Genomic DNA, 25,563 nt, shown 5'->3' with positions numbered 1-25,563 from the left:
CGAATTTTCGTGAAATCGCGATATCGTGACGTCGGAAGACAACGAGGTTCATTCGAACAATACCCAGATCACGGTGCCGCATGCCTACGATAGTTTACGTCGACGACAGCAGGGACGATCTCTTCTATCTCGACTATATCCGCAAGAAGCAGCAGATAGACGTCGATCTATTTTGTTTCTCGACGGGCGAGACGGCGCTGGAGGCGCTGAAGCAGCGCGTGGCGGAAGGCTGGGCCCCGCCGGAGCTGCTGGTCGCCGATCTCTACATGCCCCTCGACAGCGGCATTGGTCTGGTAAGCAGCCTGCGCGGGGATGATCGTTTCAGAACGATGCGTCTCGCCATCTGCAGCGGATCGGATGCCGATGAGGATCGCGCGCGCGCGTTCGAAGCCGGTGCCGATCTTTACCTTGAGAAGCCGCTTGACCTCGCCGCGATCCTTCTCAATCTGGAAGTGTAGGAAACAGCGAAACCGAATGGTGCGTTTCCTGGCGTTCGTCCGGGCGAAGTGACAAACCGCAATTGACAAGGCGGAGTGTGCATTTCAAGATGCAACCGAAGCGAAAAGGACGGAACAAAAAATAAGCGCTGAGAGAACCGATTGACCCGTGTTCGCCGCCACGAACTTCCAGCCAACCCCTTAGCTGAATGGGCCTATCGGCTCTCTCGCGCTTACGTCTGGCACTGCCTTCTCGCATTCATGGATGTTGAACGCGCGAAGATTTACGATACCCAGGTAAGAATTACTGCCCCTCAGTATATCTGCCCGTGCATCACCTGTAGTTGAGGCATTTGATGATATCCGCCTTGTATACCGAAAGTCCCCGTTTCGATATCTCTCATCAACCGTCTCGCAATTTTTGTAGCTGTTCGCGTTTAAGACGTATATCCCAAGATTTGGGGATCGGGGGCATGGCGGGAGGAGAGGAAGAGTGGGAATGAACAATGCCGCGGCAACTCCTTTTCATGCCGGACCGGAGCTGAGCCGGGCGATTAACCGCACCGATTTTTTCCGTCTGCTGAAAGCGGCGGCGCAGCATTACCACTTCGACAATTTCGCGCTTGCCCGCATTTCCGAGGCTTCGACTCCTTTCGGCGAGCGCGATATCGTCATCACCAATGTCGCCGAGCGACGGGTCGGCCTTTTCATTGCGACGTTGAGGGAGGCGCTCGGGACCGTCCGGGCAAAGAGCGCCCAGTTTTTGGCGACGCCCGTCCATGGCAGGAGCGCGCAGCCGGACACCTTTCCCTCCGATCTGCTTTTCAACGAGTTCCGCTGCGGCGTCTTCCTCTTCATTCCGCTGTTCACGCCCGAAGGGCGGCGATATTGCCTCGTGCTGAGCGGCGAGCGTGAAGAGCCGGATCAGGGTGAGATCGCCGACATGCTTCTGGATGCCATGCGCATTTTCGACAAGCTCTACGAGGAAATCCTGACGCCTGAGATGTCCGGACGGTTGACCCAGCGCGAATCGGAAATCGTCAAATGGACCAGCGAAGGCAAGACCTCGGCCGAAATCGCCATCATTCTCGGTCTGTCCGAACATACGGTCAATTCGCATATCACTGCGGCCGCGCGTAAGCTCGACGCCGTGAACCGCGTCCACATGGTGGCGATCGCCCTGAGGAATGGGTTGGTTTCGTGAAAATTGGCTTCGGGACTGGGAAAATGAAATGATCACCAAAACGGTCCGACAGAATGCCGTAAAGGTTCTCTTTGTCGATGACGAGTTCATCGAATTCCGCGCGCTCAAAAAGAAGATCGCAGATCTCTCCGAGCCGGCGGTCGAAGTCGAATATTCGCCGTCGATCGGAGACGCATTGGAAAAGGTCCGCGCGGCGCGCTTCGATCTCATCCTGCTCGACAATCGCCTTCTGCCCAATGCCGATTTCCGCGAGACGGTGCCGGAGTTGCGCGGCATCGGCTATACCGGCCCGATCGGCGTCGTCTCGACCGACATATCGGGTGGCTATTTCCAGGAATTCCCGGATTACGGCGTCGACTTCCGCATCGGCAAGGACGAAATCGACGTTCAGACGCTGCAGCACATCATCCGCGAATATGTGAACTATGATGTCCCGGATTTCTGGAAGGACGATTACAGCATTTGAGCGTGGCGCGCAAAATAGCGCGAACGTTTTGCGGTAGCGGCATGCGCAGAAAAGGACTGGAAGCACGTCCAGCGAATCTGAGATCGCAATGCGCTTCAAGCACGGCAAACGAAGCTGAGCGATTGCAATAGGTTGCTTAGCCGGCGGGAAGGCGAATGGTGAAGCGGCTGCCGGTTTCGTCGGAATGCTCGAGACTGATATCGCCGCCAAGCGCCTTCAGAAGTTCCTGCGCCGTCGTCAGGCCAAGGCCGGCGCCGGGGGCTGCCCCCGCCTTCGGCAATTTCCAGAACGGCTCGAAGATCCGTTCTCGATAAGCAGGATCGATGCCTATCCCGTTATCGGAAATCCGGACGAACCAGTTCGCCCCCTCTTGTTCCGCCGTCATCGCCACATGAGGCGGCGATGAGTTCCGATAGGTGAGTGCGTTGGACATGAGCTGCCTCAGCACCAGTCCGAACAGCGCGGGGTCGGTGCGGATGGAGGGGAGTCCCTTACTGGCGAACGTCGCGTCGCGAGCCCCCGTCTCATCGATGAGGTCGCCCCAGATTTTCTCGGCCAAGGCCTTCAGGTCGACCTTTTCGGGCGTTACCTGTGGTGTTCCACCGGCAAGGCTCATCAGTGCCTTGGTGAGGCGTTGTGCGGCTTGCGCCTTTTCCAGGATCATCTTGAGGCTCTGAAGCTGTTCGCCGTCGAGTGTCTCCTCGAGATCGTCGAGCAGCAGCTCGGCATACATGGCGATATGGCGCAGCGGCGATTGCAGGTCGTGCGAGGCGGTTGCGAGAAAGCGCTTGATGCGCTCCTCGTTATCGCCGGCAATATTGGTCTCAGGCGGTTTCGCCGGGTTGGGTGACATCTGGCGGTTTCCCGATCTCTGCTGCGGCGTCGCGCGCCTTTTTCAGCCGCGCGACGGACGCTGTAATATCTTGAATTGCTGCACAATTTTATCCTGGCAATAGGCAACAATAAAAAGAGGGCGCCGGCTCTGCAACCGGCGCCCTCTTCAAGGATACGTTAACAACCCGTTTTTCAGCTCACCGACTTGCGCGAGCGGCCCTCTTCCGGCGGGATGATTTCGGCTGCCGTATCGGTTGCCAGTGCCGCCTTGGCGTGGCGGCGGCGCCAGTCGCCGAGGAACAGCAGGATCGGTGCGGCGATGAAGATCGACGAGGCGCCGGCCACCAGAATGCCGAAGACCATCGGGATCGCAAAGCTCGAAACGGCGCTGCCGCCCCAGATCGCCATCGGCACCAGGGCGAGGAAGGCCGTTGCGTTGGTGTAAAGGCTTCGCGCCAGGGTCTCGTTGATCGACTTGTCGATGATCTCGCGCAGCGGCATCGACTTGTAGAGCCGCATGTTTTCGCGCATGCGGTCGTAGACGACGACCTTGTCGTTCACCGAATAGCCGACGAGCGTCAGGATGGCGGCAATGGCCGTGAGGTTGAAGTCGAGGCCGGTGATTGCGAAGAAGCCGATCGCCTTGGTGACGTCGAGCACCAGCGTAACGATGGCGCCGACGGCAAACGGCCATTCGAACCGCGCCCAGATATAGATGAGCATCGCGAAGCTGGCGATCACGACCGACAGGATACCGGCCGAGGCAAGCTCGCCGCTGACCTTCGGGCCGATAACGTCGGTACCTTCGACGGTAGCGCTCGGATCGATCTTGGCGACTTCGGCCTTCAGTTTGGTCACCGCAGCCGTCTGCGCCTCCTCGCCGCCTTCCTGCCGCTGCGCCCGAACGAGAATGCTGTTGTTGTCGCCAAAGGTCTGCAGCGTGATTTCGCCGAGGCCGAGACTATCAAGTCCCTCGCGGAATTTCGCAAGATCGGCCGCCTCTTTCGTCTTGACCGACATCTGGATGCCGCCGCGGAAATCGACGCCGTAGTTGAGTCCGGGATGGATGAAGAGCACGACGGAGGCAATCGAAAGCAGCGCCGAAACGGTGACGCCGAAGAAGCGCGCCTTCATGAACTGGATGTGTTTGTCATAAGGGCTGAAGGGGATCAACGGCCGGATGTTCAGTACCTTGAACCTGCGGCGGCGGGTAATCTCGATCATCGCGACGCGAACGAAGGCAACCGAGGTGAACATCGAGATGATCAGGCCGAGCGCCATGGTCACGGCAAAGCCGCGAACGGGTCCGGAACCGAACCAGAACAGGATGGCCGCAGCGATCAGGGCCGTCATGTTGCCGTCGATAATGGTCGAATAGGCACGATTGAAGCCCGTGTCGATGGCGGCAAAGGCGCCCTTGCCCTTGCGGGTCTCTTCTCGAATGCGCTCGTTGATGAGGACGTTCGCGTCGACCGCAAGGCCGATGCCGAGAACGACACCGGCAATGCCGGGCAGCGTCAGCGTCGCGCCGACCAGAGTCAGGGCCGAGAAGGTCAGGATCGTGTGGATCAACAGCGCCACATTGGCGAGGATGCCCCAGGTGCCGTAGAGAACGAAGATGAAGGCGGCAACAAGGGCGAAGCCGACGATGCCGGAATAGATGCCCATCTTGATGGCGTCAGCGCCGAGATCGGCGCCGACCGTGCGCTCTTCGATAACAGTCAGTTTGGCGGGCAGGGCGCCGGCGCGCAGCATGGCGGCAAGAGTCGTGGCGCTGTCGGCCGAGAAGTTGCCGGAGATCTGGCCGGAACCGCCGGTGATCGGCTCGCGGATGACGGGAGCGCTCAGCACCTTGTTGTCAAGGACGATGGCAAAGGGACTACCGACATTCTGGCGGGTGATCTCGGCAAAGCGGGTGGCGCCGGCACTGTCGAAGCGGAAACTGACGATGGGTTCGCGCGTGTTGGGATCGAAGCTGACGCGGGCATCCGAAAGGCGGTCGCCGGAGATTTCGACACGATCGAGCACCGGATAGGATCTGCCTTCGTCGTCCTGCAGCATGGTGACGCCGGGGCCGGGCTGGTTGTTCGGCGCCAGCATGTGGAACGACATCTTTGCCGTGGAGCCCAGAAGTTCACGCAGGCGCGACGGATCCTGCGCGCCCGGAAGCTGGACGAGCACGCGGTTGCCGCCGATGCGCTGGATGGTCGGCTCGGACACGCCGACCTGGTCGACGCGCTGGCGGATGACTTCAAGACTCTGCTGGACGGCATTGTCGACATTGGCGGAGATGCCGGCTGGCGAGAAGCCGACAGTGATGGTCGCTCCGTTTGCGGTGACATTGAGATCTGCCTGGCCGGCGCTGAGGCCGGTGCTGATCGGGTTGGCAAGCGTCTTCAGATCGGTGACAGCCGCATCGCTCTGCGCGGCATCGGCGAGCGTCACGACGATCTGATTCTGGCTGCGCACGACGGCCTTTGGCTGGATGCCCTTTTCGCGCAGGACGCGGCGGGCGTCCTGAAGCAGCGATTGCAGCCGCTCCTTGGTCAGGTCCGCTTCGTCGACTTCCAGGACGAGGTGCGAACCGCCGCGAAGGTCGAGGCCGAGTGACACCTGCTCATGCGGCAGCCATGCCGGAATGCGCTGGAGGGTGGACTGCGGCAGGACGTTCGGCAGGGCGATGAATAAGCCGATCACGATGATCACCGTATAGGTGAACACCAGCCATGGTGAAGTACGCATGTTGTATTCCTTAGATAATCGAGGGCCGGCGCCCGGGCGCTGGCGGCATGTCGTCAATGGTCGGAAGCGCCGCTCGGCGCAGGCCTCAGGCGACGATCGGCGGTGCGCGCGCCTGATGGGTCCTGGAAACTGCCTGATGAAGCGCAGGCTCGAATGCCGCAAGAGGAGCGGCGATGTCCCAGCCGGTAAAGTCGACAGCAGGGGCGGCGGCAAGGGCCGGCGGTCCGGCGTCGTAGCCGGTCTGTTTCGGCGCAAGCTTGCGCTCGGCGACGAGCACCCCGCGCCCGGCTTCGCGCGCGCTCAGTTGCTGCGGCTGGGGATCGCGGCCGGAAGAGGAAAGCGTGTTGACGGCGGTCGCCGGCTCAATGAGATTGCCGCCGAAAAGCAGGCCGATATAGGCAAGAATGGCGAAGAGGAGGGAAGCGGCGATACGGCTCGTCAGACGGTGCTGGTCCAGCTCCATCTCCTCCGTCCCGGCGATGTCACTACCGTATCGGCTCAAAAGCGCGCCAATCTCTCATTCTCTTTCCGGCGGAGCAGTGCCCCTCGGGATGATTGTATCAGGCTCCTGCCTGTCTTCATAGGAAACACTCTCATGATGCACTTGAGCGAGCCGGTCAACCATGCCAAGCGCGATTTCGCGTTCGCCCATGATGACGGTGTCGGCGCCGTATTGCTTCAGCTCGTCGACCTCGGCGTCGGAATGGGCGCGGGCGACGATGAGGATCGAGGGATTGACGCTGCGCGCCTGCTCGGCGATGCGACAGGCCTCAAAGGCGTTCGGGATGGCGATGGCGAGGCTGCGCGCAGTCGAAAGATTGGCGAGATCGAGCGTCTCCCGCGCCACCGCATTGCCCATGAAGGCTTCGATCCCTTGTGCTTTCAACTCGCCGATGCGCTTGTCGGAATCCTCGATGACGAGGAAGGGCGTGCCGGACGATTTGAGATTCTGCCCGACGATCCTGCCGACCCGGCCATAGCCGACGAGGATCGCGTGGCCGGTTAGCGTGGTCGGATGCGCGTCGTCGTTGTCAGACGCCGCCTGCTCTTGAGCGGGATCCGCAACCGCGGCGGAAGCGGGGTCGGCCACGGTTTCCTCGCGCTTTGCACCTTCGAGAAGAGGCCGCATGCGGTCGCAGAGGAAGAACAGCAGCGGATTGAGGACGATCGAGATGATGGCGCCGGCAAGAATCAGGTCGCGGCCCTCCTCCGGCAACAGCCCGAGTTCGGTGCCGAGAGCGGCGAGAATGAAGGAGAACTCGCCGATCTGACCGAGGCTTGCCGAAATCGTCAGCGCCGTGCCGGGCGGCTTCCTGAAGGCGAGCACGATCAGAAAGGCGGCGACGGACTTGCCGATGACGATGATGAAGACGGTGGCAAGGATCGGCAGCGGCCTGTCGAGCAGGATGTTCGGATCGAACAGCATGCCGACCGAGACGAAGAAGAGCACGGCAAAGGCGTCGCGCAGCGGCAGGCTTTCCTGGGCCGCGCGGTGGCTGAGCTCGCTTTCGGCCAGCACCATGCCGGCAAAGAAGGCGCCGAGCGCCAAGGACACGCCGAAGAGCTTCGCCGCGCCGAAGGCAACGCCAAGAGCGATGGCGAGCACACCGAGCCGGAAGAGCTCGCGCGAGCCGGCATGGGCGATGCGGTGCATCGTCCAGGGAATGAGCTTGCGGCCGAAGACCAGCATCAGCGCCACGAACAGCGCCACCTTGACCAGCGTCATGGCGATCATCCCGCCGATGCCGAGATCGAGGCCGAGCAGGCTGTTCAGAGCCGCCGACAGCGGCTCGACCGGACCATGGCCGCCGCCGATGCTGGCTGCCGCCGGGATCAGCACCAGCGCCAGCACCATGGCGAGGTCTTCGACGATCAGCCAGCCGACGGCGATCCGGCCGCGCTCCGTCTCCACCAGCCGGCGCTCCTGCAGCGCCTTCAAGAGCACGACGGTAGAGGCGACCGACAGCGCTAGGCCGAAGACCAGGCTGCCGCCGGTCGGCCAGCCCATCAAGGCGCCGAGCCCCCAGCCGAGCAAAGTCGCAAAACTGATCTGCACGATGGCACCCGGCAGCGCGATGCCGCGTACCGACAGCAGGTCTTTGAGCGAGAAATGCAGCCCGACGCCGAACATCAGCAGGATGACGCCGATTTCGGCAAGCTCCGGCGCAAGGCTCTGATCCGCCACGTAGCCCGGCGTGTGCGGTCCCACCAGCACGCCGGCGATCAGGTAGCCGACGAGCGGCGGCATGCGCAGCCGATGAGCAAGGACGCCGAAGATGAAAGCCAGCACGAGGCCGCCAACGATTGTCGAAATCAAGGGCGTATCGTGCGGCATTGCTGTCTCCCGATCTGGAAATCCCGTGCGTAATATGACATATATGGTCTATCTCAACCAATATGGGCAACATCACACCATGGGTCAAGGCGCAAGGGAAACAATTCTCACCCCGGCTCTCTGCCGCGCGGCGCGCGGCCTGCTAGATTGGACCCAGGCCGATCTGGCCGAAAGAGCCGCCGTCTCGCGCAGCACCATCCGCGATTACGAGGGACGCCACCACGACATCCACCGCGCGACGGAGGCGCAGTTGCGCCTTGCCTTCGAAAGCGGTGGTGTCAGGTTCGTCGAGATCGAAGGGGCAGGCGCCGGCCTCTGCCTGCCCAATTGAACAGGCTGAAGCCGGCTCAGGGCGCCAGGCAGCCGGCGGAGACTTTGTAGATGGAAAGCGCCTTGCCCTTGTAATAGCCCGCGGTCGGCTGCCATTTCTTCAGTACCTCCGGCGTTTCCGTGGCACAGCTAAGGGGGACGTCCGTCAGGAAAAGCACCTTGCCGGTGACGTCGGCGGGCAGCGCGAACTCCTGCTCGTAGTAGCTCTCCGGAAGTCCTGCGGGCGCCCGGGCGTAGATCCTGTAGGATGCGTCGCGCAGTGTATAAAAGAGGTCGGCGACCATATCGCGGTTGTCGGTGACGATAATGTCGGTGCCGGCCTGAGCTGCAAGGGCTCCCGCCTCGCGGCTGACCTCGGCGCGACCAAGATAGCGCTTCATCAGTTCGTCGCCGTTCGGCAGCAGCAATTGCTGCGGAAAGATCGTCGCCAGCGGAAAGAGCAGGCTTGCGATGCCGTTGATGGTGAGCGACAGCCTCAACCCCTTAGGCCACATCCGGTAAAGCAGCCAGACGGCAAGAATGGTCCCCGCGACATAGGCGGTCACGGCCCAGTTGGCATAGGCTTTCGCGACCGTCGCCTGCAAGGTGATCAGCACCACCACCGGCATCGACAGCCAGATCAGCATCTTTTCGCGGTCGTCGCTCCGGCCCTTGATCATGCGATAGACCGCCCAGAGCATTGCGAAAAAGATGATCGGTCCGACGACGCCGAATTGGGCGGAGAAGAATTCGAGCCCGCGCCGCAGATTGATGCCGATGTCGCTCCAATGGGCGATATCCTGCGTATGGCGCACCGTCGTATTGTCGTGTTGCAGGTTCCACCAGAGGTTTGGCAGGGCGACGACAGCCGCAACCGCGACCGCGATGATGAAGTCCCGGACGGCGATGCGCGCCGACGGAATGAGCAGGAGGGCGATCGCGCCGCCCGGTACGACGAACAGCACGGCATATTTCGTCAGGAAGGCGAGGCCGACGCCGAGGCCCATGATGAGCGCCAGTCCGACCGAGCGCCGCTGCGTCAGGCCAAAATAGGCGTGCAGAGCGATCGCGATGAAGAACAGCAGGATGACGTCGGTCGAGAAGAACACTGAAGAAAGCGCCACCCCCGGCAGCGTAATATAGGTGGCGCCCGTCCAGCCTTCGATCTCCGGCCCGACGAAACGCTTTGCCACCTTCATCAGCACCAGTGCCGCCGCCATGTGGATCAGCGGCCCGAGCAGCCTGATGAAATAGATGGCGTTGGAGCCGGAAAGCTCCGTCATTGCCCGGATCACCCAGGCGATCATCGGTGGTTTCGAATAGTAGCCGAGATCGAGATTCTGCGACCAGAACCAGTACTGCGCCTCGTCGACAAACAGGTCAGTAGCATCGAAACGCAGCGTGACGACACGCCAGAACGTGAAGCCGAGAACGATGAGGAGACCAGATCTGGGGGACATGAACCGAGTGTTCCGCTGACATGAAAGGCGCGAGTGCGATTACACCAAAGGCGCCGGACTGCCAACGGGGGATGGATCGGCTTGGAGCGAGAGAGCTTTCAGAACACCCGAAGCATGCGGATGTCGCGGTTTGCGGCAAGGAAATCGAGGCTGGCGATGGCGGCAAGTACGCCCATTGCGATCAAGCAGGAACCCAATCCGAGAACAATCATTGCTCTGTCCTTGTCGACGTCATGTCTTGGTTGTCGACCGGCCTATAACACGGAGCTTGCGTGTGCCTTGTAGCAGCCGTGCAACTCCGTGGAAGTATTTCCTGCGAACTGCCTTGAATTGCTCCAAAAGCCTGCGCCTGGAACGGCGTATTAACCTTCGGGCAAGGAATTAACCATAAACATTGGGTTACACGTCGGAATGGGAAGATGTGCTCGTTCCCAGCAGGCATGACGCCGTACCGCCGTACCGGGTCGATCCGGTATCCATCTCTTCAGACAGCTTCGAAACATAGCTGATCAGGGGCTTTTACCTGCCGGTCGTCGCCGGTGGTGAAGACCGGCTCCGCGCTTGCGTTCATCGAATGCTGCAAAAGTTTTTGCCGGGCATTCGCCTGGAAAGTGGGTCGGGGACAGGCGTTGAGGCAGGACATGCCATCAGATCAGGCTCGTGGAGCGCAGGCAGGCAGCTTGCGCGACCGCCTGCGTTTTGCCGGTCTCGATGCCGATCAGTGCGAACTGGTGCGCCGTAACCGACCGGCCCTCGAAGCGCATCTGAAAGCGGGCCTGCGCGATCTCTTCCACAGGTTCCAGTCCTATCCCGACGCCGCTCGCAATTTCGAGAGCGACCGACAGGTCGATCGTCTGCATGATCTGCAGTCCTCGCATTGGGACCTGCTGACGGATGCGCGCTTCGACAGCCTCTATGCCGAGCGTGTCAAGGTCCTCGCCGACACCGAAAGCAAGATGGGCCTCGAGCCGCGCTGGCACGTGGCCGGCCATGGCGTCATGCTGGAACACGTCCTTTCCGGCCTCGCCGAAGAGATCGCCGGCCGGCCCCTGCTGCCCTCGGCCAGGCGCCGCACCCGCGAAATTTCCGATCTGATGACGGCGATCATCCGCATCGTCATGGTCGATGTGGAAATTGCCGTTTCGCTTCGCTTCAATGCGCTGCGAGCCGCCCAGAGCCGCGCGCTCGCCGATCAGCGCGCCGGAAGTGAAGCGGAGATTGGGCGGATCTTCGGTGAGGTTATCGAGGGCCTCGCCGCCCGCGACCTGACGCGGCGCGCGCCTGTCGAGGCCGACGGCGCCTATGCCGGCATCGCCGCCGCCCTGAACGGCGCCTTGGATGGCCTGCAGGCAGAATTCGCCGCCATGACCGAACGCGCTGATAAGGCCGAGACGGCGACCGCTTCGCTTGCCGCTCAGTCGCGGCAGTTCGCCGGCACTGCGTCCGGCCAGGCAGGCCGGCTGCAGCTTTCCGCCGCTGCCCTTGCCGGCATTGCCGGAAGCGTGCGCGACGGCGCCGCCGACAGCCGCGCCGCCGAACAGGCGGCCGCCTCGACGCGCGCTGCGGTCGAACAAAGCGGCGAGGTCGTCGGCCGCGCCATCAGCGCCATGGCCGACATCGAGCAGTCGGCCGAGAAGATCGGCCAGATCATCGGCGCGATCGACGAGATCGCTTTTCAGACCAATCTGCTGGCGCTGAACGCCGGCATCGAGGCGGCCCGCGCTGGCGATTCCGGCCGCGGCTTTGCCGTCGTTGCCCAGGAAGTCCGCGCGCTTGCCCAGCGCTCGGCCGACGCCGCCCGCGAGATCAAGACCCTGGTAACGACGACCAAGGCGCAGGTCGACGCCGGCGTGCAGATGGTCGGACGTACCCAGGATTCGATCGGCAGCATCGTGCGGCAGGTCACCGACATCAACGCCGCCATATCCGGCATCGCCACCAGGACCGGCGAGCATGCCGCAAGCCTCGACGGCGTGGCGGCCGACGTCAAGGGTCTCGGCGCAGAGGTGGCGGACAATGCCGGTTTGGCCGAATGCTCCGCCGAAGGCGCCGACCACCTCCATACCGTCATTCTCGAGCTCGGCCAGACGATTCGCGAATTCCGCATCGCCCGGGAAAATGCGCACACCGGGCGTGCAGCATCGGTCCGCGCGGCGCCGTCGCGCGCGATCGAAGCGGCTGCCCGTCCTGCGGTCGAAGACGAATACGAAAATGATGATTTTGGCCTTCCGCAATCGCTCGTAAGCGTCGGAGGTGGGCGGAATGTTTACTAACCTATCGGATGATCGCCGCAGCTCATCTTTTCGGGCCGGGGACAAAGGGACAAGGACAAGCTGATGGTAGCAAAGAAGAGTGGCAAGACGCTGAATTTGACAGCGGTGCTCGATCTCAACGAGGCTTCCGCCTTGCGTGACAAGCTCCTTTCTCTCAGGGGCAGCGGTCTTTCAATCGACGCATCGGGCGTCGAGCGGATCGGGGCTCTTTGCGCTCAGGTCCTGATGTCCGCCGAGAAGACCTGGGAGCAGGACAAGCAGCCATTCACCTTCTCCAAGGTGTCCGACGCATTTCACAAAACCATGCAGCTGGTTGGCGTCAATATTGACCACCTGCTTGCCAAGGAGATTCGGCAATGAAGAAAAAAGTGCTTACCGTGGATGATTCCCGCACCATCCGAAACATGCTGCTCGTGACGCTGAACAATGCCGGTTTCGAGACGATCCAGGCGGAAGACGGCGTCGAGGGCCTTGAGGTGCTCGAAGAATCCAATCCTGACGTGATCGTGACCGACATCAATATGCCGCGCCTCGATGGCTTCGGCTTCATCGAAGGTGTGCGCCGCAACGAAAAATATCGGGCGATCCCGATCCTGGTCCTGACCACCGAGAGCGATGCGGAAAAGAAGAACCGCGCCCGCCAGGCCGGCGCCACCGGATGGATCGTCAAGCCTTTCGACCCGGCCAAGCTGATCGATGCAATTGAGCGCGTAACCGCTTAAACCCAGGATTTGCTCCTATGGATATGAACGAAATCAAAGAGATCTTTTTCCAGGAGTGCGAGGAACAGCTCGCCGAGCTGGAATCCGGTCTGCTGAAAATGAACGATGGCGATCGCGATCCGGAAACCGTCAATGCGGTGTTCCGTGCCGTGCATTCGATCAAGGGGGGTGCCGGCGCCTTCGGCCTTGATGATCTGGTTGCCTTCGCCCATGTTTTCGAGACCACTCTCGATTGCGTTCGTTCCAACAAGCTCGAGCCGACCCAGGACGTCCTGAAGGTGATGCTGAAGTCGGCCGATGTGCTCGCCGACCTGACCAATGCTGCACGCGACGGCGGCAGTGTCGATGAAAGCCGCAGCCGCGGCCTCGTCAAGGAGCTCGAGGCGCTGGCCAACGGCGAGCTGCCGTCTCCTTCGGCCGAAGCGCCTGCGCCCAAGGCCGCCGCAAAGGCGTCTCCGGCCGCTCCGGCGCCGGCCCCCAAGCCGACCGACGACAGCGGCTTCCAGCCCGTCCCCTTTTCCTTCGACGATTTCGCCGACGAGGACGGCGCAGAGACCGGCCTGCCGGCCTACGAGATCACCTTCAAGCCGCGCCACGAACTCTATTCGAAGGGTAACGACGCCACCCTGCTGCTGCGCGACCTTTCGCGCCTCGGCGAAATGACGATCTACTGCAATACGGATGAGCTGCCGGGTCTCGAAGAGCTCGATCCGGAGGCTGCCTATTTCTTCTGGAACGTCACGCTCAAGACCGACAAGGGCGAGGATGCAATCCGCGCCGTCTTCGAATTCGCCGAGTGGGATTGCGAGCTGACGGTGAAGCCGGTTGAGGAGACCAGTGGCGCCGCTTCGAGCAACGAGGAACTGCCGATGGTGCCGGTTCCCTTCGACCTCTCGATCCTGGACGAGACCGACGCAACGGAGAGCGTTTCCGCTGCACGGTCCGAAGACACGGCCGCTGCCGTTGCCGCCGCCGAAACCGCTTCCAACGTCACGCAGATGGCGGCAGCCGCCGCTCGCGTCGAGAAGAAGGAATCGGCCGCCGCGGCCGCCGCGGCCAATGCCGCCGCCCAGAACAATGCCGCCGGCGCCGGCCAGACAATCCGCGTCGATCTCGACCGCGTCGACCGTCTCATCAACCTCGTCGGCGAACTGGTCATCAACCAGGCGATGCTGTCGCAGAGCGTCATCGAGAACGACACGACAGGCACGTCCTCGATCAACATGGGTCTCGAGGAGCTGCAGCAGCTCACCCGCGAGATCCAGGACTCGGTCATGGCGATCCGCGCGCAGCCGGTCAAGCCGGTCTTCCAGCGCATGTCGCGTATCGTCCGCGAAATCGCCGATATGACCGGCAAGTCGATTCGCCTCATTACCGAAGGTGAAAATACCGAAGTCGACAAGACGGTTATCGACAAGCTGGCCGAGCCGCTGACCCACATGATCCGTAATGCCGTCGACCACGGCATCGAAACCCCGGAAAAACGCGCAGCCGCCGGCAAGAACACCGAAGGCACGGTTCGCCTCACCGCCAAGCACCGCTCAGGCCGCATCCTGATCGAGCTTGCCGACGACGGCGCCGGCATCAACCGCGAGAAGGTCCGCCAGAAAGCGATCGACAACGATCTCATCCCCGCCGACGCCAACCTGTCGGATGAGGAAATCGATAACCTGATCTTCCTGCCGGGCTTCTCGACGGCCGACAAGATCTCCGACATATCGGGCCGCGGCGTCGGCATGGACGTCGTCAAGCGCTCGATCCAGGCGCTCGGCGGCCGCATCAACATCACCTCCAAGCCGGGCCACGGCTCGGTTTTCACCATGAGCCTGCCGCTGACGCTTGCCGTTCTCGACGGCATGGTAGTCACCGTCGCCGGCCAGACGCTGGTCGTGCCGCTGACCGCGATCGTCGAAACCCTGCAGCCGGAAGCGTCCGCAATCCACTCCTTCGGCGCGAACCACCGGCTGATCTCGATCCGCAACTCGTTCTGCCCATTGGTCGATGTCGGTCGCATCCTGAACTTCCGCGCGACCCAGGCCAACCCCGTCGAGGGCGTGGCGCTGCTGGTGGAATCGGAAGGCGGCGGCCAGCGCGCCCTGATGGTCGATGCCATCCAGGGTCAGCGCCAGGTGGTTATCAAGAGCCTGGAGGCCAACTACACCCATGTGCCCGGCATCGCCGCCGCCACCATCCTTGGCGACGGCCGCGTGGCGCTCATCCTCGATGTCGACGCGGTTGTCGGCGCCTCGCGCGGCCAGTCGCTCAAAGCGGAAATGTCGTTAGCAGCGGTAGGGTAAGGAATGTCGTACGCTGTAAAAAGTCTGAACCAGGGGGATCGCGAGCTGATCGCGTTCCGCATCGGAGATCAGGAATTTTGCGTGAATATCATGTCGGTTCGCGAAATCCGGGGCTGGACCCCCGCGACCGCGATGCCGCACTCGCCTGCCTATATGCTGGGGGTCATCAACCTGCGCGGCGCGGTGCTGCCGATCATCGATCTTGCCGCCCGGCTCGGCATGAAGCCGGCCGATCCCACAGCCCGTCATGTCATCATCGTCGCCCAGGTCCGTCGCAAGGTCGTCGGCCTCCTGGTCGACGCCGTCTCCGACATTCTGACCGTCACCGACGAGATCATTCAGCCGACGCCCGAAATCTCCTCCGACCTCGAGCGCCAATTTGCCCGGGGCATTCTCGCCATCGACAAGCGCATGATCTGCCTGATCGAACTTGAAGCCCTCTTTTCCGAGACCGAAAGCGAAGCCGCATGAGTGCAATGGGTGCAAAAGATCAGAGGCAGGGAGCCGATGAGGTGCTGGCGAGCGGAGAATATCCGCTGACGCGCCGCGACCTTACGGAAATCGCCGCCATGATCTACTCGGATGCCGGCATCTTCCTCAACGAGACGAAGGCCTCGCTCGTTTATTCGCGTCTGTCGAAACATATCCGCAATCTTGGTCTGTCCGGCTTCCGGGAATATTGCGAACTCGTCGCTTCGCCGGCGGGGGCTGCGGCGCGCCGCGAAATGCTCTCGCATCTGACGACCAATTTCACTCGCTTCTTCCGCGAAAACCATCATTTCGAGCATCTGCGCGATCATGTTCTGCCGGAGCTTCTGCAGCGGGCGAGATCGGGCGGCAGGGTGCGCATCTGGTCGGCTGCTTCCTCCGACGGGCAGGAGCCCTATTCGATCGCGCTGACCGTGCTGTCGCTGATGCCGAACGTCGCCGATTACGACTTCAAGATCCTGGCCACTGACATCGATCCGAAAATCCTCGCCATCGCCCGGGCCGGCGCCTACGACGAGAGCGCGCTCGAAACCGTTTCACCCGCCATGCGCAAGCAATGGTTCAGCGAAGTCGAGGTGCAGGGCCGGCGCAAGTTCCAGGTCGACGACCGCGTCAAGCGGCTGATCACCTACAATGAGCTGAACCTGATGGCGCAATGGCCGTTCAAGGGCAAGTTCGACGTCATCTTCTGCCGCAACGTCGTCATCTATTTCGACGAGCCGACGCAGATGAAGATCTGGCAGCGTTTTGCCGGCCTGCTGCCGGAAGGCGGCCATCTCTATATCGGCCATTCCGAGCGCGTCTCCGGTGAGGCGAAGCACGTCTTCGACAATATCGGCATCACGACCTATCGCTACACGACCAAGGGTCTCGGGAGGAAGGCATGAGCGCTCCGGCCAGAGTTCTCGTTGTTGATGACTCGCCGACCATGCGGGGTTTGATTACCGCGGTGCTGAGCTCCGACCCGGAAGTGAGCGTCATCGGCCAGGCCGGCGACGCGCTGGAAGCGCGGGAGGCAATCAAGCGGCTGAATCCCGACGTCGTGACGCTCGACATCGAGATGCCGAACATGAACGGCCTCGATTTCCTTGAAAAGATCATGACCCTGCGGCCGATGCCGGTGATCATGGTCTCGACGATGACGCATCGCGGTGCCGAAGCGACGCTTGCGGCGCTTGAGATCGGTGCCTTTGATTGCGTCGGCAAGCCAGGTCCCGGCGAACCCAGGCCCTTCGGCGATCTCGCCGAGAAGGTCAAGGCGGCCGCGCGCACGCAGCGTCAGTTCTCCCAACCGACCGCCGCCGTCGCGCCCCCGCCCTCCGTCGCCGATTTTCGCGTCGGCCGCAAGATCGTCGCGATCGGCTCGTCGACCGGCGGCGTCGAGGCGCTGATCGCCGTGCTGCAGAAATTCCCGGCAAACTGCCCACCGACCGTCATCACTCAGCATATGCCGCCGACTTTCACCAAGAGCTTCGCCGAGCGGCTGAACCGTCTCTGCGCGCCGGTGGTGCAGGAAGCGACCGACGGCGCCCGTCTCGAGATCGGCAAGATCTATCTGGCGCCGGGCGGCGAACGTCATCTTCAGGTCAGCGGCGGCTCCGCGCCGTGCTGCCGTCTCGTCGACCGGGCGCCCGTCAACGGTCACCGCCCGTCCGTGGACGTGCTCTTTGATTCGGTCGCGGAACTCGCAGGCCGCAATGCCGTCGGCGTGATTCTGACCGGAATGGGCCGCGATGGCGCCGCCGGATTGTTGAAAATGCGCCACGCGGGCGCCAGAACGCTCGGCCAGAACGAAAAAACCTGCGTCGTTTACGGAATGCCAAGGGTTGCTCACGAACTTGGCGCCGTCGAGCAGCAGCTGCCACTGACTGCCATCGGTGAAGAAATATTGAAATTGACAGCCGCCCGAAAGGAAGGGACCGAATAAATGTCGATCGCGGAGAAAATCAAAGTTCTGATCGTCGATGATCAGGTAACGAGCCGGTTGCTGCTCAGCGACGCGCTGACCCAGCTCGGCTTCAAGCAGATCACATCCGCAGGCGACGGCGAGCAGGGCATGAAGATCATGACCGAGCAGCCGCACCACCTGGTGATCTCTGATTTCAACATGCCGAAGATGGATGGCATCGGCTTCCTTCAGGCCGTGCGCACCAACCCGAACACCAAGAAGGCGGCCTTCATCATCCTCACCGCCCAGGGCGATCGCGCGCTGGTGCAGAAAGCGGCCCAGCTCGGTGCCAACAACGTGCTCGCCAAGCCATTCACGATCGAGAAGATGAAAGCTGCTATCGAAGCCGTGTTTGGAGCTCTGAAATGATCATTGAGGGGGCAGCCCGCCGCGTGCACATCATTCAAGGCGAGTACAAGGTTCTGAGCGATCCGAATGCGGTTCTCTCGACCATTCTCGGCTCGTGCGTGGCTGCGTGCCTCAGAGATCCGGTCGCCGGTGTCGGCGGCATGAACCACTTTCTGTTGCCCGGCTCGGCGACGTCGCCGACATCAGGCGGCGACGCCACACGCTACGGCGTGCATCTGATGGAATTGCTGATCAACGGTCTCCTGAAGCAGGGCGCCCGGCGCGACCGGCTGGAGGCAAAGATCTTCGGCGGCGCCAAGACGATCTCGACTTTCTCCAACGTCGGTGAGCAGAATGCGGCCTTCGCCATGCAGTTCCTGAGGGATGAAGGCATTCCGGTGGTCGGCTCCTCCACAGGCGGAGAGCATGGGCGCAAGCTCGAATATTGGCCGGTCTCCGGTCGGGCCCGGCAATACCCTTTGACCGGCGCCGAAACGCAGAGAACCGTCGCTCTCGAGCAGCGTCCCGCCGCTCCGCAGAAGCCCGCCGAAACCAGCATCGAATTTTTTTGATGGCGAGGATTTTGATATGACATTTACTCCGGTGATGGAGCCGCCCGCGCCTGTCGAAGCGCTGAGCGACATCCTGATGCGCATCGTTTCGGAACTGCACGATGTGGCTTACCTGATCGAGCGCATCGAGCCGCAGCTTCTCGACCTCGGTGGCGCTGAAATTCTGAACTCGCCTGACGCCATGAAGGTCATGCAGGGCATCGACCTGGCCGTGCAGAAGTCACGCGGCCTTGCCGAATTCATCGACACCATCACCGGCGAAATCCCGCTCGGCTGGACGGTCGACGTCGCCACCGCGCTCAGCCTCGTCAAGCTGGCGGAGATGCAGAAGGCGCTGGGCGGCTCCACGCGCCACGGTCATTCGCAGCCGCTGAGCAAGGCCGCCGGCGACTTCGACTTCTTCTGAAGCGAACGGTTTTTCAACTCCGCTTCTCGCGCCTCGGGTCCTTTTCAAGCATGTCGTTCTCGCAAACTCGCCGCGCGACATGCTTCAGCCTTTCGCTCTCGCGCGCTCCTCACGAAACGCTCGCACAAGTTTCGCCTATTATTCGTCGGATGAGGCAATAAGCCTGCTTTGTCTTTGACGGATCGTGCGAGAACAGAATGAATCTGTTAAATCAATTAGTTCAGATTTTTAAGAACTTTGGCGCCCTGGGCCGGACACGCCTGATGATTCTGGGAGGCGTCGGCGCCGTTTCCATCGCAATCATCCTTGCGGCCGCCCTTTTCGTCAACAAACCGGCACAAGAAACGCTCTATGTCGGTCTCGACGCTCCCGATCTCAACCAGATCAGCATGGCGCTTGCCGAAGCCAACATCAATTTCCAGGTCGGCACGGACGGCTCCAGCATCACCGTTCCGGCTGGTATGACGGGCAAGGCCCGCCTGATGCTTGCCGAGCGCGGCCTGCCGAACAGCGCCAATGCCGGCTATGAACTCTTCGACAATGTCGGCTCGCTTGGGCTGACCTCCTTCATGCAGGAGGTGACGCGGGTTCGAGCGCTGGAAGGCGAAATCGCACGCACCATCCAATCGATCTCGGGCATAACGGCCGCGCGCGTCCATATCGTCATGCCCGAGGTTGGAAACTTCCGGAAGGCGGAGCAGAAACCGACCGCCTCCGTGATGATTCGCGCCAGCGCCGCCACCGGGCGCGGCGCGGCGACCTCGATCCGTCACCTCGTCGCCTCGGCCGTGCCGGGGCTTGATGTCGATGACGTCACGATTCTTGATTCTGCCGGCCAGCTTCTCGCGTCCGGCGACGAGGCGAGCAACAGCTCGCTGAACCGCTCGCTCAACATCGTCCAGAACGTTCAGCAGGAAGTCGAATCCAACATCGACAAGGCGCTGGCGCCCTTCCTCGGCATGGACAACTTCCGCTCCAGCGTCACCGCCGACCTCAACACCGATGCTCAGCAGATTCAGGAAACGGTCTACGATCCCGAATCCAAGGTCGAACGCTCCGTTCGCTCGACGAAGGAAGCCCAGCAGTCGCAACAGAGGCAGTCCGACAACGCAACGACTGTCGAACAGAACATTCCCCAGGCGGCCCCCGATGCCGGCGGCGCAAGCGGTCCGGAATCACAGGACAAGTCGGACAAGCGCGAAGAGCAGACCAACTACGAAATCAACAGCAAGACGACGGCGACGACCCGCAACAGCTATCAGGTCGAGAAGCTTTCGATCGCCGTCGTTGTCAACAAGGGCCGCATCGCCAAGATGGTCGGCGAGCCCGTCGATCAGGCCAAGATCGACGCCTATCTCGCCGAAATGCAGAAGATTGTCGCTTCGGCAGCCGGCATCGACGCCAAGCGTGGCGATGTCGTCACCGTCACGGCGATGGACTTCCTCGAGAACCAGCTGCTGGAAGACGCCACCGGCGGTGTCCGCGTCATGGATATGCTGAGCCGCAACCTTGCCGGCATCATCAACTCGCTCGCCTTCGTGGCGGTCGCCTTCGTGGTGGTCTGGATGGGTCTGCGGCCGCTGGTACGCAGCGTCAGCGGTAACGGCGCGAGCTCGGTGCTTGGCGACGCCACGCCAGAAGCGGCCGGTCTCGAACTTCCGGACTTCGCGCCGGCGGCCGGCGCTCCTGGAGGCGCTCTCATGGACGGCTTCGGCTCCGATTTCGGCTTCGACAGCACCGAGGATCTGCTCAGCCTCGGCGACGACGACGGCAACTTCAACCGCCGCGTCAAGGAGGGCCCGGAACGCAAGCTTGCCCGCATGGTGGAGATCAACGAGGAGCGCGCCGCCAAAATTCTCAGGAAGTGGGCGATCGACGACGCAGCATAAGAAAGAGGCCGGGCAACCGGCCCTTTTCATGTCTGTATCAGGCTTTTCACTGCCGGAGCAGGATTGTTATCGGTCCTCCGCGGGGGAGCCGACAGCTCCCCGGTTTGTATTCGGCTCCGGCTGTCGAACGGGAATAGAAACGGCCGCGTGAAGGATTTGAATAATACTGTTGAAGATCACTCGCGTAAAACGCGAATGAAGTTGCGGTACAGCCAGAATCATCTTAGCCTTCCCAGTATTCTGAGGGGCGCAAGTCGTCCTCGAATCACGGCATGAGCGACAGCGAAAGTAAATCCCTAGAAGTCGGAGATGGTGATTTACACCGGCTGGCTTACCCTTAGGTGATTCGAAATGGGATTCGAGCGGGGCTTGAATTGAATCCTTCACAAAAAAATCGCTGTTGCACCGAGTTTGATCGTTCCTCAGCCGCAGGAAATTGCCAATGGATATGACGATATTTCAGGCGAGCAAAGGCGAGAGGCAAATGGCGAATTTCGCGAGCGTGGTGGCGCCGGCTCTCTTGCCGCGCGACGAGCTGATTCGGCGCCTGCACGGTGTCGCCGACACTGGGAGGTTGCAGTCCGGTCTGCGCGCGCTGACGGACTATGTGGGTGCGTCGCACTATCTTCTGGCGCGCTGTGATCTCATCCAGGAAAGCGGTCTCGATTTCATCGTTTCGTCGGACTGGCCGTTCGATCTGGTTAAGGATATCGCCAACGATCTGGTCAGCACCTATGCCCGTTCGACCGAGCTGGAAAAATGCATGCAGGTTTTCCAGCCGAACTTCGCTCTTCTGCCCGATGACGCCGATGTGCCTGATGGCGCCAGCCGCCAATATTGCTCATTGACCTTCAATGTCGGCCGCTCGCGGCTCGCCTTGATGTTCCTGTTCGGCGAAGGCTTCATCCTGTCGCCGGAGCGCCTGCGGGATGTGGGACTGCTTGCCGGCTACGTCGCGAGCTTCCTTCGCTGCGGGGGCGCAAAGGTCGACCGCGATTTCGAACTGACCGACCGCGAGCTGGAATGCCTGTTCTGGATCGCCGAGGGCAAGACCAGCGATGAGATCGCGATGATTCTCGGAATATCCCGCAATACCATCAACAATTACATCACCAGCGTGATGCGCAAGACGGCGACCAAGACCCGGTCGGAGGCCATTGCCTTCGCGGTCCGCAACAATCTCGTATAGGGGAATCCATGGCACATCCATCAAGCAGGGCGATGAACGGCGCCGATCCGCTGCGCGTGGTGCGGGTGAACAGGATTTCCAGCCGTTCGGATCTTTTTCCGCGGCTGGTCGCGATGCAGAAGCTCGCCGACGCTCAAGGCTTCGCGATCTACCGTGTCAGCGGCTCGGGATTGCCGGCAAAGCAGCGCCTAGTCTGTGAGCTCGAGAACTGGGGGCCTTCGAATACCGGTTTTGCCAAGGCCTTCACGGATGCTTATGGCGATATTCTTCTTGACCATATCGAAAAGTCGCTGCTGCCGCTTTCATGGGCCGGCGCTCACGACCGAGCGGCCCCCGGTCCGGCGGATTTCGCGCCCTTCATGACACGCCTGAAGGATGGAATTCTGCCTTTCTCCGGCCTTGCCTTCCCGGTGCGGCTCGGCGCCCTCGGCAACGGCTTCATCCTTTTCACCGGCGATGATATCGATCCTCCAAGCGACACGATCGTCGAGCTGCACGGCCGCTGCTGCCACGTGATGATGGATCTGCTCTCTCTCGACGAACGCCGCTCGGCCGCCGCCGAAGCGCTGAGCGAACGCGAAATCGCCTGTCTCCAACTCGCCGGCGATGGCCGTATCAGCGAAGAGATCGCCGAAAAACTCGGCCTGTCCGTGCACACGGTCAATGCCTATCTCGGCTCGGCGACCATCAAGCTCGATTCCGTCAACCGCATCCAGGCGATCGCCAAGGCGATCCGGCTCGGCTACATCAGCTGAACCGGTTCCTGCCGCCTTCATGAAAGGCGGCGCGAAAGCGAGGCTGGATTGTCCTGGGGGCAAATCAGCTGGCGAGCGCGCGCGGCGGTTTCACGCTGTAGCGAGACTGCTGAAGGCTCTTTTCCAGAAAGGTAGTGTTCTCGTCGGGGTCGGAGGAGGGGTCCTCGAAGGTGATGTGGTTGATTTCGATGCCGGCATGATTGTCGGCAAGGGTGAGCTGGGCGTAGACGGTGACGCCCCGCGGCTTGATTTCCAAGTCAAGAACGACTTCGGGCTTGCCGCCCCATTCCAGCGTATAGTTTCCACCGAGGCCGAAATTGACCGTGCCCGGATGAAAGAAAAGCTCCGCCGCCGAAGCGACGAGATCGGCCAGATTGCCGTAATACTCGAAGCGCAGCAGTGAAATGAGGTCAGAGGCATCCAGAAGGCGCAGTTCGGTGGCGACGGGGCTGATCGCGTCTGCGAGGATCTTTTCACGCTGGGCAGAGTGAGGGCATTTTTTCATTCGGCTTATCTTACCCGTTTGTTCTTGGCGTCTGCGGCGTAGACCCTGTGTATGAGCTCCGCAACGGCCTTATAGAAGACTGACGGTATGACACTATCGATCGAGACTTGCGCAAACATGGAGCGCGCGAGCGGCGGATCCTCGAACACCGGGATGCCGTTCTGCTCGGCGATCTCTCTGATTTTGAGTGCAATCAGGTCCTGGCCCTTTGCCAGAACCACAGGCGCGTCGTTCTCTTCACGCGCATAGCGCAGCGCTACGGCATAGTGCGTCGGGTTAGCGATGACAAGCGTGGCGCGGTGCACGTTGGCGATCATGCGGCGGCGCGCGCGGTCGCGCATCAGCGAGCGCTGCCGGCTTTTGACAAAGGGGTCGCCCTGCGCCTGCTTGTTTTCTTCCTTCACCTCGTGGCGCGTCATCTTGAGCTCGGTGAACCAGTGATGGCGCGTCCAGAAAAGATCGGCGATCGCCACGATCGCGGTGGCGATCAGCATGACGATGATGATCTTGCGCATCGCCGTCATCATCCGCACGAGGATTGTCTGCGGATCGGAGAACATGGCGTCGATTGAGCTGAAATATTCGCTCCTGAGCACAAAAAACAGGACGACCCCGACGACGACGACCTTGAACAGCGACTTTCCGAACTCGACGAGGCCGGGCAGGCTGAAGAGCCGTGACCAGCCCTTGACCGGAGAGATGCGTGAGGCCTGAGGCCTGATGCGTTCGAGCACAGGCGTCGGCAGGTTCTGGAAGATCGAGGAGGCGATGCCGAAGACCATGAACAGGATGAGGGCGGGTGCCAGCAGCGCCGCGCTCGCCCAGCCGAGCCGGACGAAGAGCGCCAGAATGTCCGGTCCCGCCTCGATTTTCCATTGGTCGGGCTGCTCGAAAATGTCGCGCAGCGTTTCGCCCATGCGGCCGACGCTATCGGGAAGGAAGAACACCAGATAAATGAAAGTGGCGAGGATGGTCGCGAAGATCGACAGCTCGCGCGAAAACGGCACATTGCCTTTCTCCGCGGCGTCGGTTTGCTTTTTCGCGGTCGGGGCTTCTGTTTTGCTGTCCTTGTCATCATCGGCCAAGTCGCGGCCCTCCGTCAAAGAAACAGGCCGCAGCGAATGCATGCCACCCCGAACAGGGCAGCGATTCTGGGATGACGAGATGCGTCAAAACAAAAACCCAAGGCGCGTCGCAGGAGCCATGTGCTCTGCGACACGCCATAGAGTGCGGCCGATCGATGAAAGGTAGTCGCCCGCGGCGCGGCGATCAACAGCGGCCTGCTTGCCGGCCGGATTTGTCAACAGTCTCAGAGGGTCAGGCGGCGGCCGAGGCCTCGCCTTCCTTCTCCTTGAGCTCGATCTGGCCTGAGTTGGCCAGGCGAATCGCTTCCTGTGCCACGGCGCGGCGCGCAATGGCGATCTCACGCGGATTGACGCCGCCCATGCCGCTCTGCAGATCCGATTCGATCATGCGGCGCTGGCGCGGACTGATGGCGGACAGAACCGATTCGCGGATCTCGGCCGGCGAGCCGCGCAAGGAGACGGTGAGCACGTCGGTCGAAATATCGTTGAGCAGCAGGACGCGGCTGCGCTGCGGCATGTACATGAGGTCCTCGAAGAGGAAGATCTTCGGCCGAACCTTGTTGACCGCCTCGCGACTGATCGATTCGAGCGAAGTGAGCAGCGTGTCGACCTGCGGCTTGTCGAGCTCGTTCATGAGATCGGCGACCTTCGTCGAGCCGGCAGCGTTGCGCTCTGCCTCGATTTCGGCAAGCAGCGTCATCACCTGGTTCTCGATGATCTGCGCCGCCTTCGGGCTGACGGCCTTCATATTGACCGTCCGGTTCATGATGTCGGCGCGGCGGTTGTCGGGAAGCTGCAGCAGCACCTTGGCGCCGAAGGAGGAGGGCATCATCGAAAGGATGTAGGCGACGGTTTGCGGATGTTCACGCAGCAGGAACTGTGCGACGAATGCCGGCTCGGCTTCGCTGAGGCGATCCCAGATCGAGGTCTCGTAGGCCTGGAATGCCGTGCGGCGGCCGAGCAGGCTGTCCACCTCGTCGGGGGTCAGGCCTTCTTCCAGAATGGCCTCGATCGCTTTGGCATTGTCCATCAGTCCAGCGCCCTCGGTGAAGAGGTCCTCGAACTCGGAGACGAGCGACAGGAGTTCGTCCGGCGGAATGGCGCGCAGTGACTGGGCCGATGCGATAATGGTCTGCAGCTCGGCCTGAGTGAAATATTTCAACAGCCGGCCGGCGACACCCTTTCCCATGGCGAGAAGGACCGCCGCCGCCTTTTCAGCCTGGGTCAACGGTTTCCCGGCTAGCGCGCCGCCGAAATCGTCAAAGTCCATCATGGTCTAACCTCTCCGTCCCCACAGG

25 protein-coding genes are annotated in these 25,563 nt (G+C 61.7%); 17 read left to right on the top strand and 8 right to left on the bottom strand.

Annotation, left to right across the window (positions count from 1 at the left end):
• Positions 1 to 80 precede the first annotated feature (80 nt).
• The 3 genes from HJC00_RS01830 (at position 81) to HJC00_RS01820 (ending at position 2,107) form a co-directional block, all read left to right on the top strand.
• A complete protein-coding gene (locus HJC00_RS01830; protein ID WP_221145980.1) occupies positions 81 to 458 on the top strand; it encodes a PleD family two-component system response regulator in 378 nt (125 codons plus the stop codon).
• A gap of 478 nt (positions 459 to 936) precedes the next feature.
• On the top strand, positions 937 to 1,641 hold the full coding sequence (locus HJC00_RS01825) for a helix-turn-helix transcriptional regulator (protein ID WP_210629232.1): 705 nt from the start codon (positions 937 to 939) through the stop codon (positions 1,639 to 1,641).
• 28 nt (positions 1,642 to 1,669) lie between these two features.
• Positions 1,670 to 2,107, top strand: coding sequence for a response regulator (locus tag HJC00_RS01820; RefSeq protein WP_210629231.1), 438 nt, complete (start codon positions 1,670 to 1,672; stop codon positions 2,105 to 2,107).
• 136 nt (positions 2,108 to 2,243) lie between these two features.
• Here the strand turns inward: HJC00_RS01820 and HJC00_RS01815 are convergent, their stop codons facing one another.
• The 4 genes from HJC00_RS01815 to ybaL form a co-directional block, all read right to left on the bottom strand.
• Positions 2,244 to 2,960 (bottom strand): ATP-binding protein, encoded by a 717-nt coding sequence (locus HJC00_RS01815; RefSeq protein WP_221145982.1) that lies wholly within the window; start codon positions 2,958 to 2,960, stop codon positions 2,244 to 2,246.
• Between the two features lie 173 nt (positions 2,961 to 3,133).
• Complete coding sequence (secD, locus tag HJC00_RS01810) at positions 3,134 to 5,683, bottom strand: protein translocase subunit SecD (RefSeq protein ID WP_210629229.1); 2,550 nt, start codon at positions 5,681 to 5,683, stop codon at positions 3,134 to 3,136.
• Between the two features lie 85 nt (positions 5,684 to 5,768).
• Positions 5,769 to 6,146, bottom strand: a complete 378-nt coding sequence (locus HJC00_RS01805) for a hypothetical protein (protein ID WP_221163555.1) — start codon at positions 6,144 to 6,146, stop codon at positions 5,769 to 5,771.
• Between the two features lie 54 nt (positions 6,147 to 6,200).
• Positions 6,201 to 8,018: a YbaL family putative K(+) efflux transporter gene (gene ybaL, locus HJC00_RS01800; RefSeq protein WP_221163554.1), complete on the bottom strand. Its 1,818-nt coding sequence runs from the start codon at positions 8,016 to 8,018 to the stop codon at positions 6,201 to 6,203.
• A 34-nt stretch (positions 8,019 to 8,052) separates the two neighbouring features.
• Here ybaL and HJC00_RS01795 point away from each other — a divergent pair, with 34 nt between their 5' ends.
• Entirely contained in the window at positions 8,053 to 8,349 is a 297-nt protein-coding gene (locus tag HJC00_RS01795; RefSeq protein ID WP_221163641.1) for a helix-turn-helix transcriptional regulator, read from the top strand.
• A 16-nt stretch (positions 8,350 to 8,365) separates the two neighbouring features.
• On the opposite strand, the gene HJC00_RS01790 is transcribed toward HJC00_RS01795, so the two are convergent.
• Positions 8,366 to 9,787, bottom strand: a complete 1,422-nt coding sequence (locus HJC00_RS01790) for a glycosyltransferase family 39 protein (RefSeq protein WP_210629225.1) — start codon at positions 9,785 to 9,787, stop codon at positions 8,366 to 8,368.
• A gap of 641 nt (positions 9,788 to 10,428) precedes the next feature.
• Here HJC00_RS01790 and HJC00_RS01785 point away from each other — a divergent pair.
• The 13 genes from HJC00_RS01785 to visR all read left to right on the top strand — a co-directional run bounded on the left by HJC00_RS01785 (position 10,429) and on the right by visR (position 22,675).
• Positions 10,429 to 12,060, top strand: coding sequence for a globin-coupled sensor protein (locus tag HJC00_RS01785; RefSeq protein ID WP_210629224.1), 1,632 nt, complete (start codon positions 10,429 to 10,431; stop codon positions 12,058 to 12,060).
• Between the two features lie 63 nt (positions 12,061 to 12,123).
• Positions 12,124 to 12,420, top strand: a complete 297-nt coding sequence (locus HJC00_RS01780) for an STAS domain-containing protein (RefSeq protein WP_210629223.1) — start codon at positions 12,124 to 12,126, stop codon at positions 12,418 to 12,420.
• The gene (gene cheY1, locus HJC00_RS01775) at positions 12,417 to 12,782 is read left to right on the top strand and encodes a chemotaxis response regulator CheY1 (protein WP_003570362.1); all 366 of its coding nucleotides are present in this window, start codon (positions 12,417 to 12,419) and stop codon (positions 12,780 to 12,782) included. Before HJC00_RS01780 ends, cheY1 begins: the two co-directional genes overlap by 4 nt.
• A gap of 17 nt (positions 12,783 to 12,799) precedes the next feature.
• Complete coding sequence (locus HJC00_RS01770; protein WP_221153991.1) at positions 12,800 to 15,079, top strand: chemotaxis protein CheA; 2,280 nt, start codon at positions 12,800 to 12,802, stop codon at positions 15,077 to 15,079.
• A 3-nt stretch (positions 15,080 to 15,082) separates the two neighbouring features.
• Positions 15,083 to 15,550, top strand: coding sequence for a chemotaxis protein CheW (locus tag HJC00_RS01765; protein WP_011424005.1), 468 nt, complete (start codon positions 15,083 to 15,085; stop codon positions 15,548 to 15,550).
• On the top strand, positions 15,547 to 16,455 hold the full coding sequence (gene cheR, locus HJC00_RS01760; RefSeq protein ID WP_020920377.1) for a protein-glutamate O-methyltransferase CheR: 909 nt from the start codon (positions 15,547 to 15,549) through the stop codon (positions 16,453 to 16,455). Before HJC00_RS01765 ends, cheR begins: the two co-directional genes overlap by 4 nt.
• Positions 16,452 to 17,495 (top strand): chemotaxis response regulator protein-glutamate methylesterase, encoded by a 1,044-nt coding sequence (gene cheB / locus HJC00_RS01755; RefSeq protein ID WP_210629221.1) that lies wholly within the window; start codon positions 16,452 to 16,454, stop codon positions 17,493 to 17,495. The genes cheR and cheB overlap by 4 nt, the downstream gene beginning before the upstream one ends.
• Positions 17,496 to 17,885 carry a response regulator gene (locus HJC00_RS01750; RefSeq protein WP_004672258.1) on the top strand — a complete coding sequence of 130 codons (390 nt, stop codon included), beginning with the start codon at positions 17,496 to 17,498 and terminating at the stop codon, positions 17,883 to 17,885.
• Complete coding sequence (gene cheD, locus HJC00_RS01745) at positions 17,882 to 18,436, top strand: chemoreceptor glutamine deamidase CheD (RefSeq protein ID WP_210629220.1); 555 nt, start codon at positions 17,882 to 17,884, stop codon at positions 18,434 to 18,436. Before HJC00_RS01750 ends, cheD begins: the two co-directional genes overlap by 4 nt.
• A 16-nt stretch (positions 18,437 to 18,452) precedes the next feature.
• Complete coding sequence (locus tag HJC00_RS01740) at positions 18,453 to 18,842, top strand: hypothetical protein (RefSeq protein WP_088395213.1); 390 nt, start codon at positions 18,453 to 18,455, stop codon at positions 18,840 to 18,842.
• 197 nt (positions 18,843 to 19,039) lie between these two features.
• The gene (gene fliF / locus HJC00_RS01735) at positions 19,040 to 20,731 is read left to right on the top strand and encodes a flagellar basal-body MS-ring/collar protein FliF (protein ID WP_221122741.1); all 1,692 of its coding nucleotides are present in this window, start codon (positions 19,040 to 19,042) and stop codon (positions 20,729 to 20,731) included.
• 442 nt (positions 20,732 to 21,173) lie between these two features.
• Positions 21,174 to 21,920, top strand: coding sequence for a transcriptional regulator VisN (gene visN, locus HJC00_RS01730; protein WP_210629218.1), 747 nt, complete (start codon positions 21,174 to 21,176; stop codon positions 21,918 to 21,920).
• Between the two features lie 8 nt (positions 21,921 to 21,928).
• Entirely contained in the window at positions 21,929 to 22,675 is a 747-nt protein-coding gene (visR, locus tag HJC00_RS01725; RefSeq protein WP_210629217.1) for a transcriptional regulator VisR, read from the top strand.
• A 64-nt stretch (positions 22,676 to 22,739) separates the two neighbouring features.
• On the opposite strand, the gene HJC00_RS01720 is transcribed toward visR, so the two are convergent.
• From HJC00_RS01720 to fliG, 3 genes are all read right to left on the bottom strand, one after another.
• On the bottom strand, positions 22,740 to 23,180 hold the full coding sequence (locus HJC00_RS01720) for a hypothetical protein (protein WP_221163553.1): 441 nt from the start codon (positions 23,178 to 23,180) through the stop codon (positions 22,740 to 22,742).
• A 5-nt stretch (positions 23,181 to 23,185) separates the two neighbouring features.
• Positions 23,186 to 24,265 carry a flagellar biosynthesis protein FlhB gene (gene flhB / locus HJC00_RS01715; protein WP_221163552.1) on the bottom strand — a complete coding sequence of 360 codons (1,080 nt, stop codon included), beginning with the start codon at positions 24,263 to 24,265 and terminating at the stop codon, positions 23,186 to 23,188.
• A gap of 232 nt (positions 24,266 to 24,497) precedes the next feature.
• Positions 24,498 to 25,538: a flagellar motor switch protein FliG gene (gene fliG / locus HJC00_RS01710; RefSeq protein ID WP_210629214.1), complete on the bottom strand. Its 1,041-nt coding sequence runs from the start codon at positions 25,536 to 25,538 to the stop codon at positions 24,498 to 24,500.
• Positions 25,539 to 25,563 lie beyond the last annotated feature (25 nt).

It is taken from the genome of Rhizobium sp. NLR22b (genome assembly GCF_019685295.1).
Taxonomy (GTDB): Bacteria; Pseudomonadota; Alphaproteobacteria; order Rhizobiales; family Rhizobiaceae; genus Rhizobium.
The sequence above is the reverse complement of the archived record's forward strand: the minus strand, read 5'-3'. Positions and strand labels throughout refer to the sequence as shown.